Origin of the sequence: Stenotrophomonas sp. AN71 (genome assembly GCF_050435725.1) — a bacterium.
Taxonomy (GTDB): Bacteria; Pseudomonadota; Gammaproteobacteria; order Xanthomonadales; family Xanthomonadaceae; genus Stenotrophomonas.
On the sequence record NZ_JBNDKU010000005.1, the window covers coordinates 132,886 to 145,938 of the forward strand.

Genomic DNA, 13,053 nt, shown 5'->3' on the forward strand with positions numbered 1-13,053 from the left:
GCGTGGGGGTAGGGCCGCTGGTATAAAAGCAGCACTCGCGAATGAGTGATCGCAGTCTGGCGATCACTGAATTCGGCGAACCGTTTCCACATGGCGGCCGCACGCAGATCGCGTGCGGTTGCTTCCCTGTCGAATACGCGGAACCCACCGCCAAAGGAGTTGTAGAGAATGAACAAGACCGAATTGATCGATGCCGTTGCTGAAGCTGCCGACCTGACCAAGGCCGAGTCCAGCCGCGCTGTCGATGCCGTCGTTGCTGCCGTCACCAAGGCGCTGAAGGACGGCGATGCGGTCACCCTGGTTGGCTTCGGTACTTTCCAGGTCCGCGACCGTGCTGCCCGCACCGGCCGCAACCCGAAGACCGGCGACACCATCAAGATCGCTGCTTCGAAGAATCCGTCGTTCAAGGCTGGTAAGGCCCTGAAGGATGCTGTAAACTAAGCGGCTCGCTGGGGTGCTTAGCTCAGCGGTAGAGCGTCTCCTTTACACGGAGAGGGTCGGGGGTTCGAAACCCTCAGCACCCACCACAGCACCACGGTAAAAGTTTGAGTGTGGAGCGGTAGTTCAGCTGGTTAGAATGCTGGCCTGTCACGCCGGAGGTCGCGGGTTCGAGTCCCGTCCGCTCCGCCACTTCAACGAGGCCTCCGGCCAAAAGCTGGAGGCTTTGTTTTCTCACCGGTCCAGGCCGGCAGGAAACAAAAGCGGTAACAACGCGGAGCGGTAGTTCAGCTGGTTAGAATGCTGGCCTGTCACGCCGGAGGTCGCGGGTTCGAGTCCCGTCCGCTCCGCCACTACATCGAGGCCCCCGGTCCAAAGCTGGGGGCCTTGTCTTCTCCCCGGAGGTTGTGGGGCGAAGACGAAAAGGTTTTTGCAAGAACGGAGCGGTAGTTCAGCTGGTTAGAATGCTGGCCTGTCACGCCGGAGGTCGCGGGTTCGAGTCCCGTCCGCTCCGCCATTGCAGAATTCTTAAGTCCCTGTGAAAAAACTTTGAAAAAAGTGTTCATCGGGCTGGGTTTCCAGAGAGTCTTCGGATATACTGGACACCTGCAAAGTTTCAGTGCGGAGCGGTAGTTCAGCTGGTTAGAATGCTGGCCTGTCACGCCGGAGGTCGCGGGTTCGAGTCCCGTCCGCTCCGCCAACTTTAAAAGCCCTCGGCGCAAGCCGGGGGCTTTTTCTTTGCGTCATCGGCATGACCGCGATGACCGCGGCGCACGCTGCCGGAACGCGCGCAGGCCGCGCCGGCGCTGCTTTTGGTCCCTGCGGCGAAGCGGGTTACACTGCCGGGCTCGCCAATCAGGCCTTGTGACTCCTCACTATGCTGCAGAAACTCCGCGACAAGACCTCAGGCTGGATCGTCACCGTGATCCTGGGGCTGCTGATGATTCCGTTCCTGTTCGTGATCGACAACAGCTACCTCGGTGGCGTTGGCGCTCAGAACGTGGCCAAGGTTTCCGCTCCGCCGACCTGGTGGCGTTCGGCGCCGTCGTGGTGGCCGGTGCGCATGCTGTGGCAGCACCACGAGATCAGCGCGCAGGATTTCCGTACCCGTTTTGAGCAGGAGCGCATGCGCGAGCGCCAGCAGCAGGGCGACAACTTCGACCCGCGCGCGTTCGAAAGCAACGAAAACAAGATGGCCGTTCTCGATCAGCTGATCGACGAGCAGGTCGTGCGCCTGGTCGGTGAACAGGCAGGCGTGGTGATCGGTGATGGCGCGGTGCGCGAGTACATCGCGACCATGCCGGCCTTCCTTGATTCGAACGGCAAGTTCAATGAGAACAACTACCGCCTGGCCCTGGCCGGTGGCAACCCGCCGCGTACGCCGAGCCAGTTCCAGGAGCTGGTGCGCGAGAGCCTGCAGCAATCGGTGATTCCGGCGGGCCTGCAGAACTCCGGCTTCGTCACCCAGGCCGAGACCGAGCGCCTGCTGAAGCTGCTCGGCGAAACCCGCGACGTCGAACTGGCCGCGCTGCCGCCCGTGCCAGCCGATACCGCGCCGGTCACCGACGCGCAGATCAAGCAGTGGTACGACAGCCATGGCAAGGATTTCCGCCAGGCCGAAACCGTGTCGCTGGAGTACGTCGAGATCAATGGTGCCAACCTGCCGGCGCCGACCGCGGCCGACGAAGCCACCCTGCGCAAGCGCTATGAAGACGAGAAGGCGAAGTTCACCTCGCCGGAGCAGCGCCAGGCTTCGCACATCCTGATCACCGGCGACGGTGCCGAAGCCAAGGCGGCCAAGCTCGCCACCGAGGCGAAGGCGGCGGGCGCTGATTTCGCCGCATTGGCCAAGGCCAATTCGGAAGATCCGGGCTCGAAGGACCAGGGCGGTGACCTGGGCTGGGTCGAGCGCGGTGCGATGGTGAAGCCGTTCGAGGACGCGCTGTTTGCCGCGAAGGCGGGCGAGGTGATCGGCCCGGTGAAGACCGACTTCGGTTACCACATCATCAAGGTGGCGGCGGTGCGCGGCGGCCAGGGCAAGTCGTTCGAGGAAGTGCGTGACACGCTGGCTGCCGAGCAGCTGAAGGCCGATGGCGAGCGTGGCTTCAACGAGCTGGCCGGCCGTCTGGTCGATGCCATCAACAAGAGCCCGAGCGACCTGACCGCTGCCGCCAAGGAAGTGAACCTGCCGCTGCAGACCCTGGGCCCGATCACCCGTGCCACCGCCAGTGGCATTGCCGCTGATCCGGCCGTGCTGCGCGCTGCGTTCTCCGACGTGCTGGTGCAGGACGGTACTGCCAGCGACCCGATTGCCCTGGGCGGCGCCACCAACCACAGCGTGGTGATCCGCGTGGCCGCGCATACCCCGGAACAGGCGCTGCCGCTGGACAAGGCCCGTGAGTCGGTGATCGCCGCGATCCGCGCCGATCGCCAGCGCCAGGCCAGCGACAAGGCTGCCGATGCCGTACTGGCCAAGCTGAAGGGTGGTGCCACCCTGCAGTCGCTGGCGGCCACGGAAAAGCTGCAGCTGAGCCCGATGCCGGGCCTGCCGCGCAGCCAGCCGGTGCCGACCCCGGAAATCAACCGCGCGATCTTCAGTGCGCCGGCGCCGGCCGAGGGCAAGCCGAGCTATGGCAAGGTTGACGTCAACGGCCATGCATTGCTGTTCGCGGTGAACAAGGTCAACCCGGGCGACATCAAGGAAGTGACGGCCGAGCAGCAGAAGCAGCTGAAGGACCAGCTGAGCCAGATCGATGGCATGGCTGCTGCGAAGGGCTACATCGAGACGATGCGCAAGAAGTTCGTGATCCAGACCACCGAAGCGAACCTGTAAGCCTCGCGACAAGCAGGAACGAAAAGGCCCGGCATCGCCGGGCCTTTTTTGTGGTCGCCACGTAGCGTCGAGCCTGCTCGACGCTACGGGCGGTGTTGCGAAGCAGCCGGACGGGATAAGAAAAAAGCCGAGCATGGCTCGGCTTTGGATGCAGCGCCTGGCGTGTGCGTCAGTCTTCCACGCGCAGCACGGCGCCCGGCTTCAGCACGCTGCTGCCGCTCAGGCCGTTCAGCGACAGCAGGGCCTTCACCGGCATGCCGTAGCGGCGGGCGATGGTCCAGGCCGACTCGCCATCACGCACGGTGTGGCGGCGACTGCGCGGACGATCGGCGATTGCCGCGACGGTCTTGGCGACCTGCGGTGCCGGCGCTGCGGCGGCAACCGGTGCGGCGCTGGCGACCAGGGCGGTTGCCGTCTCCACGACCGTCGCATTGGCAGCCGAGACCGGCGCCAGCACGCGGGTGGTGCCCGAAGCGCGGCCGCCGGAGGCCAGCGCGGGGTTGAGGCGGGCGATCCTGGCCGGGTCCAGGGCGCGCTGTGCGGCCCACTGTTGGACGCTGGTGCCGGCGGGGAGGGTGTGGTCCTTCAGCACCGGCACGGTGCGGTCCAGCGAGGCCATCACGCCAGGCTGGTCTTCCACGTCTTCCAGCACGCAGGCCAGGGCATGCAGCTTCTCGACGTAGGCATGGGTGACCGGCGACAGGCCGGGCAGCGCCGACGGCTTGGCGTTCTGCGCGTTCATGCCGGCCTTGCGCATGGACTGCAGCACGCGGTACTCGCCGGCGTTGTAGGCCATGGTGGCCAGGCGCCAGTCGCCGCCGAACATGCCGTGCAGCGTCTTCAGGTAACGCACCGCGGCCTGGGTCGAATCGACCGCCGACAGGCGGCCGTCGTAGCCGTTGGCCATCGGCACGCGGTGGTTGCGCGCGGTAGTGGCGATGAACTGCCACAGGCCGGTCGGGCCGCTGCCATTGCGGGCGTTGGGGCGGTAGCCGCTTTCCACGAAGGGAATCAGCGCAAATTCGGTAGGCAGGTTGGCCTTGCGCAGCTCTTCGACCACATACCCGAACAGCACCAGTGCATCGTCATCCTGGTTGGCCAGGCGCGAGGGGGCGTGGGCGAACTGCTTCTGCCAGCGCGGGCTGGTCGCCTCGGCGTCGCAGCTGGGCTCGGCCAGGCCGTCGCGGAAGCTGGTGAAGATCTCCTGGCCATTGCGCACGGAGGCGGCCGGCAGTGCCGCCGCATCCAGCGGCAGGGCCGCGGCGGCGGTCAGGTTCTGGCTGATGCCGGCGCCCAGCGACTGTGCACCGGCGGTTCCTGCCAACCCCAGGGCGAGGCCCAGGGCCAGCGGCAGACTTCGGCGCATCATGCGCGGAAGCCGTCTTTCCAGTGCCGGAGACCGGCCATGACGTCGACGTCGTCAACGACGTCGCGGCCCAGGTGCGCCGACACCGCCGCGCGGATTGGCGCGGTGTGCACACGCAGGAACGGATTGCAGTCGAATTCGTTGGCCAGGGTTACCGGCAGGGTGGAACGGTCATCGCGGCGCATGGCCAAAGCCTCCTCTTGGCGCTGCCACAGGGCAGCGTTGGCGGGGTCGACATGCCGCGCGAAGACGGCATTTGACACGGTGTACTCGTGAGCGCAACAAAGCAGCAGTTGCGCGGGCAAGGTACCCAGCTTGCGCATCGATGCCAGAAGCTGGGACGGCGTACCTTCGAACAGGCGTCCACAGCCCAGGCTGAACAACGAATCTCCGCTGAAAAGATGTTCAGCGGTGTGAAACGCGATGTGGCTGCGGGTATGCCCGGGCACGGATAGTACGTGGAACGTCCGGCCCAGTGCCTGAACGCGTTCACCTTCGCCGACCCGCTCGGTGGCGGTCGGGATGCGTTCCTCTTCCGGCGCCACCACCCGCACGCCAGGGAAATGCGCCTGCAGTGCAGGTACGCCTCCGATGTGGTCGTCGTGGTGGTGGGTGAGCAGGATCGTATCCACGCGCAGGCCTTGGGCGGCCAGGGCGAGTACCGGCGCAGCGTCGCCGGGATCGACGACCACGGCGGCGCCTTCGTCGTCGATCAGCGTCCAGATGTAGTTATCCGCAAATGCGGGCAGGGCGGTCAGTCGCATAGAATTGGACCATGCCCGCGCTGCAGAGCACCCGTCAAGCGAGCCAGGCCCCGTGGTTCGACAGCGAACCGGCGGTGGCCTTGCGCGTTCTGGAACGACAGTTGCTGCTGCCGCAGCTGTCGGTGCTGCCCACGCAGCCCTGGTTGTGGATCGCGCCGAGTGCGGCCTGGCTGGAAGATGCGCAACTGGGCGGGCGCGGTCTGCGCCTGTTCCGGCAGGGGCAGGGCTATGCCGGCGACAGCCGCTGTGCCTTGCCGCTGCCGTTGGCCAACGAGAGTGTCAACGCGATCGTCCTGCAGCATGTCACCGCTGCCGATGCTGATCGGCTGCTCGACGAATGCGAGCGCGTGCTGATGCCCGGAGGCCATCTGTGGCTGAGCAGTCTCAATCCGTTCAGTCCCTACCGCACGCGCTGGCGCCAGCATGGGCTGGTGGTGCGCACGCCGCAGCGGATCCGCCTGCTGCTCGGCCGCCACGGTCTGGAGTGTGACGATATGCGTTACCTCGGCCCACTCTGGCGCGGCGCCGGCAGTCGTGGCCCCGGGGGCTGGGCGCCCCTTCGCGCGGCCTGCCTGTTCCACGCTGAAAAACGCACGCTGGCCCTGCCTGGGCCGAAACCGTTGCCGGTACGCTGGCACGGCACCGTCGCTACCTGATCTGGAGTTGTATTGAAAACCATCGAAATCCACACCGACGGTTCCTGCCTTGGCAATCCCGGCCCTGGCGGCTGGGCCGCGCTGCTGCGCTACAAGGACCACGAGCGCGAACTCAGTGGCGGCGAAGCGCATACCACCAACAACCGGATGGAGTTGATGGCGGCCATTTCCGGCCTGGAAGCGCTGACCGAGCCCTGCGATATCGTGCTGTACACCGATTCGCAGTACGTGCGGCAGGGACTGACCCAGTGGATGGCCGGCTGGATCCGCAAGAACTGGAAGACGGCCGGCGGCGACCCGGTGAAGAACCGCGAGCTGTGGGAGCGCCTGCATGCGGCCACGCTGCGGCACCAGATCGACTGGCGTTGGGTGAAGGGCCACTCCGGTGACCCGGACAATGAGCGGGTGGATACCCTGGCCCGCAATGCGGCGATCCAGGTCCGCGACTCCAGCCCGGTAAACTGAGCCCATGCGTCAGATCATCCTCGATACCGAAACCACCGGCCTGGAGTGGAAGAAGGGCAACCGCATCGTCGAAATCGGCTGCGTGGAGTTGTTCAAACGCCGCCCGACCGGCAACAACTACCACCAGTACATCAAGCCGGACTGCGAATTCGAACAGGGCGCGCAGGAAGTCACCGGCCTGACCCTGGAGTTCCTCGATGACAAGCCGGAGTTCGCCCAGATCGCCGAGGAGTTCCTGGCGTTCATCGATGGCGCCGAACTGATCATCCACAACGCGGCGTTCGATCTGGGCTTCCTCGACAACGAGCTTTCCTTGCTGGGCCCGCAGTACGGGAAGATCACCGACCGCTGCACGGTGATTGATACCCTGGCGATGGCGCGCGAGCGCTTCCCGGGCCAGCGCAACTCGCTGGATGCGCTGTGCAGGCGGCTGGGCGTGGACAATTCGCACCGTGCGCTGCACGGCGGCCTGCTTGATGCGCAGATCCTGGGTGATGTCTACATCGCGCTGACGTCGGGCCAGGAAGAGATCGGCTTTGGTCTGGGGGATGAGGAGGGTGGCGGTGCCGGTGCGGCGCTGCAGGCGTTCGATACCAGCACGCTGCTGCCGCGCCCGCGCGTGGTGGCCACGGCTTCGGAACTGGAAGCGCACACCGCGCGGTTGGAACGGCTGCGCAAGAAGGCCGGTCACGCGTTGTGGGACGGGCCCAAGCTGGAAGCGCCCGCCAGCGCGTAAACATCCACGCATGGCGTGGATCTACTGTGGAGCCGAGCCCGTGTTCGGCTCGTGCGTCAGGCTCACTGGCAGCGCACCGGGATCACGCTATTGCCGTATCCACGCATGGCGTGGATCTACTGTAGAGCCGAGCCCGTGCTCGGCCCATGCATCAGGCTCAGTGGCAGCGCACCAGGATCACGCTGATGTTGTCGCGGCCGCCGCCATCAAGCGCCGCGGCCACCAGCGTATCCACACATTCCTGTGCGCTGGCATCCTCGAACGCCAGGGTGCGGGCGATGCCAGGTTCGTCCACCTCCTCGGTCAGGCCGTCGCTGCACAGCAGCAGCTGCATGCCCGGGCGCAGTTCGCCGCTGGTGGTGGCGACATTCAGATGTGCCGGGTCGGTGACGCCCAGCGCCTGGGTGACCACATTGCGATGCGGATGCGCACGCGCCTGCTCGGCGGTCAGGTTGCCCTGCGCGACCAGTTCCTGCACCACGCTGTGGTCCTGGCTGAGCTGCGCCAGCTGGCCATCGCGCCAGAGGTAGGCGCGGCTGTCGCCCACCCACGCTACTTCATAGCGGTTGCCGAGCACGCGCGCGGCGACGACGGTGGTGCCCATTGGCAGCGTGTCGTTGCGCCGGCGCGAGGCACGGATGATTTCCTCGTCGGCGGTACGGATGGCCTGCGCCAGCGGCGCGCCACGGCGGATCTCACGGACGATGGTCTCGCGCGCCAGCGCGCTGGCCACCTCGCCGCAGGCGTGGCCGCCCATGCCATCGGCCACCAGCCACAGGGCCAGCTCGCTGTCACCGTAGTAGGTGTCCTCGTTGAGCTCGCGGCGCAGGCCGGGATGGGTGAGGTGTCCGAATTCGATCATGGTGGGTAGCGGATGGGGTATTGCCGGGGAGACAGGCATCATCGGGGGCGCGCGGGCATCCGGCAAGGCATGCACTCAGGAAATTTTCACTTCGTCGGCCGGAATGACTTGTCGTCGGCCTCACTTCCTCGTATGATGCGCGTCCCCGGTTCGCCGGGGCCACCCGGAGAGGTGGCAGAGTGGTTGAATGTACCTGACTCGAAATCAGGCAGGCGTTTATAGCGCCTCGGGGGTTCGAATCCCCCCCTCTCCGCCAGATAAAAGAAAAAGGGCTGCCGAAAGGCAGCCCTTTTTCTTTTATCTGGCGCGGGACGCGACGCGCTCTGCGCGTCGCCCCACACGTTGCTGCGCAACGCGTGGGCCCCTCCCTTTGCCGGCCGCTCCCCGCCCCTGTCGGGGCAGCCCGCGACAGAAGGGCTTGTTCCCCCGGATGCATCAGTAGATCCACGCCATGCATGGATGCTTCCTGCCGAGCTGGACCATCCACGCATGGCGTGGACCTACCCATTCCATCGCGAGCTGCGGGTTAAACTGACTGCATCACCTGCTGGAGCTTTTCCTGATGACCGCTGAAATCCTTGTTCCCGTTTCTTTCGGTGAGCTGCTGGACAAGATCTCGATCCTGCAGATCAAGTCCGAGCGCATCAGTGACGAGGGCAAGCTGGCCAATGTGCGCAGGGAGCTGTCGGCACTCGACCAGACCTGGATGGCACACCCGGCGGCGGTGAAGGACATCGCCACGCTGCGTGCCGAGCTGAAGGCGGTCAACGAACAGCTGTGGGACATCGAGGATGACATCCGGTTGAAGGAGAAGGCGCAGGCGTTCGACCAGGGCTTCATCGACCTTGCCCGCAGCGTCTACCTGCGCAACGACGAACGTGCGCGCATCAAGAAGGCGATCAATCTGGCGCTGGGCTCGGCGTACGTGGAAGAGAAGTCCTACCAGGATTACACGCAGCGCGCGTAATCCCCGGCATTGCGAAGCAGTAGATCCATGCCACGCGTGGATGGGGCTGCCCGGTCACTCAGTCTGCCCACTCAGCCAAGATGGTCGGCCACGTAGCGCTCGAAGGCGGCGATGCCGTCTTCGACGGTGATCAGTTCCATCACATCGTCGAACTCGATCTTGGTGCCCCACTTCAGATCGGCCGCCTGCTTGGCCAGGTACTTGCGCGCGGCATCGTCGTAACGGTCCACGCAGTAGCGCCGGTCCGAGTACGGGCCGCTGCGGTTCGGATTGCTGGCCGCATGCAGGCCCAGCACCTTGGTGCCCATCGCGTTGGCGATATGCATCGGGCCCGAGTCGGGGGTCATTACCAGGTTGGCGCGGGCGAGCAGGGCGGGCAGCTGCTTGAGCGTGTCCTTGCCGACCAGGTCCAGTGCCGGCGCGTGCAGCTGCGCCTGGATGGCGTCGGCCATGCTGCGCTCCAGTTCGCTGCGGCCGCCGCATAGCACCACCTGCCAGCCGCGCTGGACGGCATGGTTGGCGACGGCGGCGTAGCGGTCGGCGTACCAGTTGCGGCGCACGTGGCTGGAGCAGGGCGAGATCATCAGCACCGGGCAGCCATCATCCTGCCACTGCGCGGCGGCCCACGCATAGGCGGCCTGCGGCACGGCCAGATCCCAGCTGACCTCGGTCTGGCGCAGTCCCAGCGGCTCGCAGAAGCTGCCGATGGCATCCAGTACATGGATGCCCGGGCGGTCGGGAATGCGCTCGTTGATGAAGAGTCCGTGCAGGTCCTTGGAGCGGCTGCGGTCGTAGCCGATGCGGCGCTCGGCCGGAATGAAGGCCGACAGCAGGTTGGCGCGGAAGGCGACCTGCATCTGCAGCAGCGCTTCGAAACGCCCCGCTGGCAGCTGTTTGCGCAGTTCCTTGACCCCGGCCATGCCGCTCTTCTTGTCGTAGGCATGGAAGGTGACGCCAGGCAGGCCGTCGAGCAGTTTCTGGCCGACCTTATCGATGATCCAGTGGATCGGCGTGTCCGGACGCGCGGCTTGCAGCGTGCGCACCACGGGCACCACATGGGTGACATCGCCGAGTGCGGACAGGCGCAGGAGGCACAAGGAGGAGGACGCTGATGCCATGTGTTGTTAGACTCAATGAAATGGTCGCATTCGACGCCAATGAAGCGCTGACGCCATGCCGCGAGGGTCGCGGCATCGGGGCCATTCTGTTCGACCGCGAGCGCCTGCGGCAAGCCGAGGTCGGCCTGTTCTCGCCCCAGCACTGGGGCAGCAGGGCCCGGCCGGTGGGCGAGGGCGGCCGCGGCAGTGCCTGGTTCGTCGATGCGCCATTTGGCGCCAGCGTGCTGCGCCACTACCTGCGCGGCGGCATGGCGGCCCGGATCAGCCACGACCAGTACCTCTGGCGTGGCTCGGACCGGACCCGCAGCTTCGCTGAATTCCGCTTGATGCGCGCGCTGCGCGAGAAGAAGCTGCCGGTGCCGCGGCCGATTGCTGCGTTCTACATGCGCGAGGGTCTGCGCTACCGGGCCGCGATCCTGATGGAGCGGATCGAGGGGGTTCGCTCGCTGGCCGACCGCGCGCTGGTCGCCGGCCGGGGCGCGCCATGGGAGGAGACCGGGCGGCTGATTGCCCGTTTCCATCGTGCCGGCCTGGACCATGCCGACCTCAACGCGCACAACATCCTGTTCGATGGCAATGGCCATGGCTGGCTGATCGACTTCGACCGTGGGGTGATCCGCATCCCTGCCACCGCCTGGCGCGAGCGCAATCTCAAGCGGCTGCTGCGCTCGCTGGTCAAGCTGCGCGGCGAGCGCAGCGTGGAAGATGTGCAGAAGGATTATGCGCGGCTGCGCCGCGCCTACGACATGGCCTGGAACCGGGGCACCTGATGGACTGGTCGTTGCGTTTCCTCGGCGTCGGCAATGCGTCGGCGGTCGAGTTGGGGTCGCCGATGTCGGTGATCGAGCGGGATGGGCGCCCGTGGCTGACCATCGACTGCGGTGGTGAAGGCCTGACCGCGTTCAAGGCCCATTACGGGCACATGCCGCAGGCACTGTTCGTTACCCATGTGCACCTGGACCATGTGGCCGGGTTCGAGCGGCTGTTCGTGGATACCTTCTTCAGTGCGCACCGGCGCGGCAAGGTGCGCCTGTACGTACCGGCCACGGTGGTGCCGCTGCTGCACAAGCGCATCGGTGATTATCCGAATGTACTGGCCGAGGGCGGCGCGAACTTCTGGGACGCGTTCCAGCTGATCGTGGTGGGCGACGCGTTCTGGCACGAGGGCGTGCGCCTGGAAGTGTTTCCGGCACGCCACCACTGGCCGGAGACGGCCTATGGCCTGCGTCTGCAGGGCGCGTTGACCTGGAGCGGCGATACCCGGCCGATTCCGGAGATGCTGGCGCGCTTCGCCAATGACAACGAATTGATTGCCCACGACTGTGGGCTGCACGGCAATCCGTCGCATACCGGTGTGGACGACCTGGAGCGCGAGTACAGCGCTGAACTGCAGGCACGGATGATGCTCTACCACTACGCCAGCGTGGCCGATGGTGAAGCCTTGGCCGCACGCGGACACCGCGTGGCGCAGCCGGGCCAGTGCGTGGCGCTGGCCAACCCGACCGCACCGCACGTGCTGGCACAGGACCCCCCGTGAGCGGAGCCGGCCGGCTCGCCGATGCGGCGCTGGCCGCCGAACTGGAGGCGCTGGAACGCGCGCTGCACGCACCACAGGTGCGTGCCGACCGTGAGCACCTTGCCGCATTGCTGGACGAGGATTTCAGCGAGATCGGCAGTTCCGGGCAGTGCCATGGCCGTGATGCAGCGCTGGGGGAGATTCCACAGGAGCGGGCGCAGGTGCTGATCGAGTCGGATCAGTACGCGGTGCGGCTGTTGGCCGATGACCTGGCCCAGGTGCGCTACCGCAGCCGTTATCACGTCGATGGGCAGGCGCAACGCTGGGTGCTGCGCAGTTCGCTGTGGCGCCGGCATGCACAGGGTTGGCGGATGCTGTTCCACCAGGGCACACCCGAGGCGCGGTAGCGCCGGGTCATGCCCGGCGTGGGGCGCCAACCAGGGTTGGCAGCTACCAGGGAGCGCGCATCGCCGGAAAAGGCGGTGGCCCCGCCGGCTGACCTCGGCGCCCGCGTCGATCGATACCGTTGCTGCCTTCCGGCCCTGGCGGGATTTTCGACCTAGCGTCGCGAGGGGCCGACGGGGCCACCATAGAGACGTTGGCCGCCCACAGGGCGGCCAGTTCACGGAACAGGGGAAGCAGCGCGCGTCGCGCCGGAGACCACAGCCGGACTGCGCATCGGCTGGCCGATGGCAGACGCGCATTCTAGCGCAGGCAGGTGCATCGACGCCAGCTTCACGCGCTGAATCGGCTGTAACCCGTTCCCGGCCGTGGCGGCCCGGCCCAACCCCCGTTGCTAGAATGCCGGCCAGGAGGAACGACCTCCCCCACATCGGGAATCAATGACCAGGACGGCCTGGCCCTACCAAGAGGAGGGCTGTCATGGCCTGGATCTATCTGTTGTTCGCCGGCCTGCTGGAAATTGTCTGGGCCGTGTCCATGAAGCAGTCCGAAGGCTTCACCAAGCTCACCCCTACCGTGGTCACCCTCGTCGGCATGGTCGCCAGTTTCTGGCTGCTGGCCGTGGCCATGCGCAGCCTGCCGTTGGGTACCGCCTATACGATCTGGACCGGCATCGGCGCGGTCGGCGCGTTCGTGGTCGGCATCGTGTTCCTCGGCGAACAGGTCAGCCCGATGCGGATCGGCGCGGCAGCGTTGATCGTTTCCGGACTGGTTCTGATGAAACTCTCGAGCAGCTGAGGGTTTATACGGGGCGGGGATTAATGCTCCGCCCTGTTTTCCGTGAAAGGACAATGCGCATATTCGGCAAAACCATTTTCTTCACATATTTTATTTGACGTACGTCATAAAAATTATGTGGATGATTCACGC

General features: G+C 65.9%; 14 protein-coding genes, 6 tRNA genes and 1 other RNA gene. 16 read left to right on the plus strand and 5 right to left on the minus strand.

Annotated elements, in window-relative coordinates:
• Nucleotides 1–168 precede the first annotated feature (168 nt).
• From ABH900_RS10210 to ABH900_RS10240, 7 genes are all read left to right on the plus strand, one after another.
• Nucleotides 169–441 (plus strand): HU family DNA-binding protein, encoded by a 273-nt coding sequence (locus ABH900_RS10210; RefSeq protein WP_004146343.1) that lies wholly within the window; start codon nt 169–171, stop codon nt 439–441.
• An 11-nt stretch (nt 442–452) separates the two neighbouring features.
• Nucleotides 453–527: transfer RNA gene (locus tag ABH900_RS10215), tRNA-Val, on the plus strand.
• A 26-nt stretch (nt 528–553) separates the two neighbouring features.
• A tRNA-Asp gene (locus ABH900_RS10220) sits at nt 554–630 on the plus strand.
• Between the two features lie 84 nt (nt 631–714).
• Nucleotides 715–791 (plus strand) — tRNA-Asp (locus tag ABH900_RS10225).
• An 87-nt stretch (nt 792–878) separates the two neighbouring features.
• Nucleotides 879–955: transfer RNA gene (locus tag ABH900_RS10230), tRNA-Asp, on the plus strand.
• Nucleotides 956–1,061: 106 nt separating this feature from the next.
• A tRNA-Asp gene (locus tag ABH900_RS10235) sits at nt 1,062–1,138 on the plus strand.
• A gap of 177 nt (nt 1,139–1,315) precedes the next feature.
• Nucleotides 1,316–3,271 (plus strand): peptidyl-prolyl cis-trans isomerase, encoded by a 1,956-nt coding sequence (locus tag ABH900_RS10240; protein WP_429622743.1) that lies wholly within the window; start codon nt 1,316–1,318, stop codon nt 3,269–3,271.
• A 169-nt stretch (nt 3,272–3,440) separates the two neighbouring features.
• Here ABH900_RS10240 and ABH900_RS10245 read toward each other — a convergent pair whose 3' ends face one another.
• Nucleotides 3,441–4,640, minus strand: a complete 1,200-nt coding sequence (locus tag ABH900_RS10245) for a transglycosylase SLT domain-containing protein (RefSeq protein WP_429622744.1) — start codon at nt 4,638–4,640, stop codon at nt 3,441–3,443.
• Nucleotides 4,637–5,401 carry a hydroxyacylglutathione hydrolase gene (gene gloB, locus ABH900_RS10250; RefSeq protein WP_429622745.1) on the minus strand — a complete coding sequence of 255 codons (765 nt, stop codon included), beginning with the start codon at nt 5,399–5,401 and terminating at the stop codon, nt 4,637–4,639. The genes ABH900_RS10245 and gloB overlap by 4 nt, the downstream gene beginning before the upstream one ends.
• An 11-nt stretch (nt 5,402–5,412) precedes the next feature.
• Here gloB and ABH900_RS10255 point away from each other — a divergent pair, with 11 nt between their 5' ends.
• Genes ABH900_RS10255 through dnaQ form a run of 3 tightly spaced genes read left to right on the plus strand, consistent with a single transcriptional unit; the run spans nt 5,413 to nt 7,258 of the window.
• The gene (locus ABH900_RS10255) at nt 5,413–6,057 is read left to right on the plus strand and encodes a methyltransferase domain-containing protein (protein ID WP_429622746.1); all 645 of its coding nucleotides are present in this window, start codon (nt 5,413–5,415) and stop codon (nt 6,055–6,057) included.
• Nucleotides 6,058–6,069: 12 nt separating this feature from the next.
• On the plus strand, nt 6,070–6,522 hold the full coding sequence (gene rnhA / locus ABH900_RS10260) for a ribonuclease HI (RefSeq protein ID WP_429622747.1): 453 nt from the start codon (nt 6,070–6,072) through the stop codon (nt 6,520–6,522).
• A 4-nt stretch (nt 6,523–6,526) separates the two neighbouring features.
• Nucleotides 6,527–7,258 carry a DNA polymerase III subunit epsilon gene (gene dnaQ, locus ABH900_RS10265; RefSeq protein ID WP_429622748.1) on the plus strand — a complete coding sequence of 244 codons (732 nt, stop codon included), beginning with the start codon at nt 6,527–6,529 and terminating at the stop codon, nt 7,256–7,258.
• Nucleotides 7,259–7,415: 157 nt separating this feature from the next.
• Here the strand turns inward: dnaQ and ABH900_RS10270 are convergent, their stop codons facing one another.
• The gene (locus ABH900_RS10270; protein WP_429622749.1) at nt 7,416–8,120 is read right to left on the minus strand and encodes a PP2C family protein-serine/threonine phosphatase; all 705 of its coding nucleotides are present in this window, start codon (nt 8,118–8,120) and stop codon (nt 7,416–7,418) included.
• Nucleotides 8,121–8,285: 165 nt separating this feature from the next.
• On the opposite strand from ABH900_RS10270, the gene ABH900_RS10275 reads away from it, so the two are divergent.
• Nucleotides 8,286–8,376 (plus strand) — tRNA-Ser (locus ABH900_RS10275).
• 306 nt (nt 8,377–8,682) lie between these two features.
• A complete protein-coding gene (locus tag ABH900_RS10280) occupies nt 8,683–9,087 on the plus strand; it encodes a DUF6165 family protein (RefSeq protein ID WP_429622750.1) in 405 nt (134 codons plus the stop codon).
• A 71-nt stretch (nt 9,088–9,158) separates the two neighbouring features.
• Here ABH900_RS10280 and ABH900_RS10285 read toward each other — a convergent pair whose 3' ends face one another.
• Nucleotides 9,159–10,205 carry a glycosyltransferase family 9 protein gene (locus tag ABH900_RS10285; protein ID WP_429622751.1) on the minus strand — a complete coding sequence of 349 codons (1,047 nt, stop codon included), beginning with the start codon at nt 10,203–10,205 and terminating at the stop codon, nt 9,159–9,161.
• 20 nt (nt 10,206–10,225) lie between these two features.
• On the opposite strand from ABH900_RS10285, the gene ABH900_RS10290 reads away from it, so the two are divergent.
• From ABH900_RS10290 to ABH900_RS10300, 3 genes are read left to right on the plus strand one after another with little or no spacing between them, the layout of a single operon-like run.
• A complete protein-coding gene (locus ABH900_RS10290; protein ID WP_429622890.1) occupies nt 10,226–10,975 on the plus strand; it encodes a 3-deoxy-D-manno-octulosonic acid kinase in 750 nt (249 codons plus the stop codon).
• Nucleotides 10,975–11,742: an MBL fold metallo-hydrolase gene (locus ABH900_RS10295; protein ID WP_429622752.1), complete on the plus strand. Its 768-nt coding sequence runs from the start codon at nt 10,975–10,977 to the stop codon at nt 11,740–11,742. The genes ABH900_RS10290 and ABH900_RS10295 overlap by 1 nt, the downstream gene beginning before the upstream one ends.
• A complete protein-coding gene (locus tag ABH900_RS10300) occupies nt 11,739–12,128 on the plus strand; it encodes a DUF4440 domain-containing protein (RefSeq protein WP_429622753.1) in 390 nt (129 codons plus the stop codon). Before ABH900_RS10295 ends, ABH900_RS10300 begins: the two co-directional genes overlap by 4 nt.
• A 78-nt stretch (nt 12,129–12,206) precedes the next feature.
• On the opposite strand, the gene ffs is transcribed toward ABH900_RS10300, so the two are convergent.
• Nucleotides 12,207–12,303, minus strand: an RNA gene (gene ffs, locus ABH900_RS10305) — signal recognition particle sRNA small type.
• A 300-nt stretch (nt 12,304–12,603) separates the two neighbouring features.
• On the opposite strand from ffs, the gene ABH900_RS10310 reads away from it, so the two are divergent.
• Nucleotides 12,604–12,921 (plus strand): DMT family transporter, encoded by a 318-nt coding sequence (locus ABH900_RS10310; protein WP_429622754.1) that lies wholly within the window; start codon nt 12,604–12,606, stop codon nt 12,919–12,921.
• The last annotated feature ends 132 nt before the right edge of the window (nt 12,922–13,053 follow it).

Excerpts from the sequence above, each read along its gene's own strand:
- ABH900_RS10255 (WP_429622746.1), top strand. The coding sequence starts at position 5,413 with ATGCCCGCGCTGCAGAGCACCCGTCAAGCGAGCCAGGCCCCGTGGTTC.
- dnaQ (WP_429622748.1), top strand. The coding sequence starts at position 6,527 with ATGCGTCAGATCATCCTCGATACCGAAACCACCGGCCTGGAGTGGAAG.
- ABH900_RS10295 (WP_429622752.1), top strand. The coding sequence starts at position 10,975 with ATGGACTGGTCGTTGCGTTTCCTCGGCGTCGGCAATGCGTCGGCGGTC.
- gloB (WP_429622745.1), bottom strand. The coding sequence starts at position 5,401 with ATGCGACTGACCGCCCTGCCCGCATTTGCGGATAACTACATCTGGACG.
- ABH900_RS10245 (WP_429622744.1), bottom strand. The coding sequence starts at position 4,640 with ATGATGCGCCGAAGTCTGCCGCTGGCCCTGGGCCTCGCCCTGGGGTTG.
- ABH900_RS10285 (WP_429622751.1), bottom strand. The coding sequence starts at position 10,205 with ATGGCATCAGCGTCCTCCTCCTTGTGCCTCCTGCGCCTGTCCGCACTC.
- ABH900_RS10210 (WP_004146343.1), top strand. The coding sequence starts at position 169 with ATGAACAAGACCGAATTGATCGATGCCGTTGCTGAAGCTGCCGACCTG.
- ABH900_RS10280 (WP_429622750.1), top strand. The coding sequence starts at position 8,683 with ATGACCGCTGAAATCCTTGTTCCCGTTTCTTTCGGTGAGCTGCTGGAC.
- ABH900_RS10270 (WP_429622749.1), bottom strand. The coding sequence starts at position 8,120 with ATGATCGAATTCGGACACCTCACCCATCCCGGCCTGCGCCGCGAGCTC.
- ABH900_RS10310 (WP_429622754.1), top strand. The coding sequence starts at position 12,604 with ATGGCCTGGATCTATCTGTTGTTCGCCGGCCTGCTGGAAATTGTCTGG.
- ABH900_RS10240 (WP_429622743.1), top strand. The coding sequence starts at position 1,316 with ATGCTGCAGAAACTCCGCGACAAGACCTCAGGCTGGATCGTCACCGTG.
- ABH900_RS10290 (WP_429622890.1), top strand. The coding sequence starts at position 10,226 with ATGGTCGCATTCGACGCCAATGAAGCGCTGACGCCATGCCGCGAGGGT.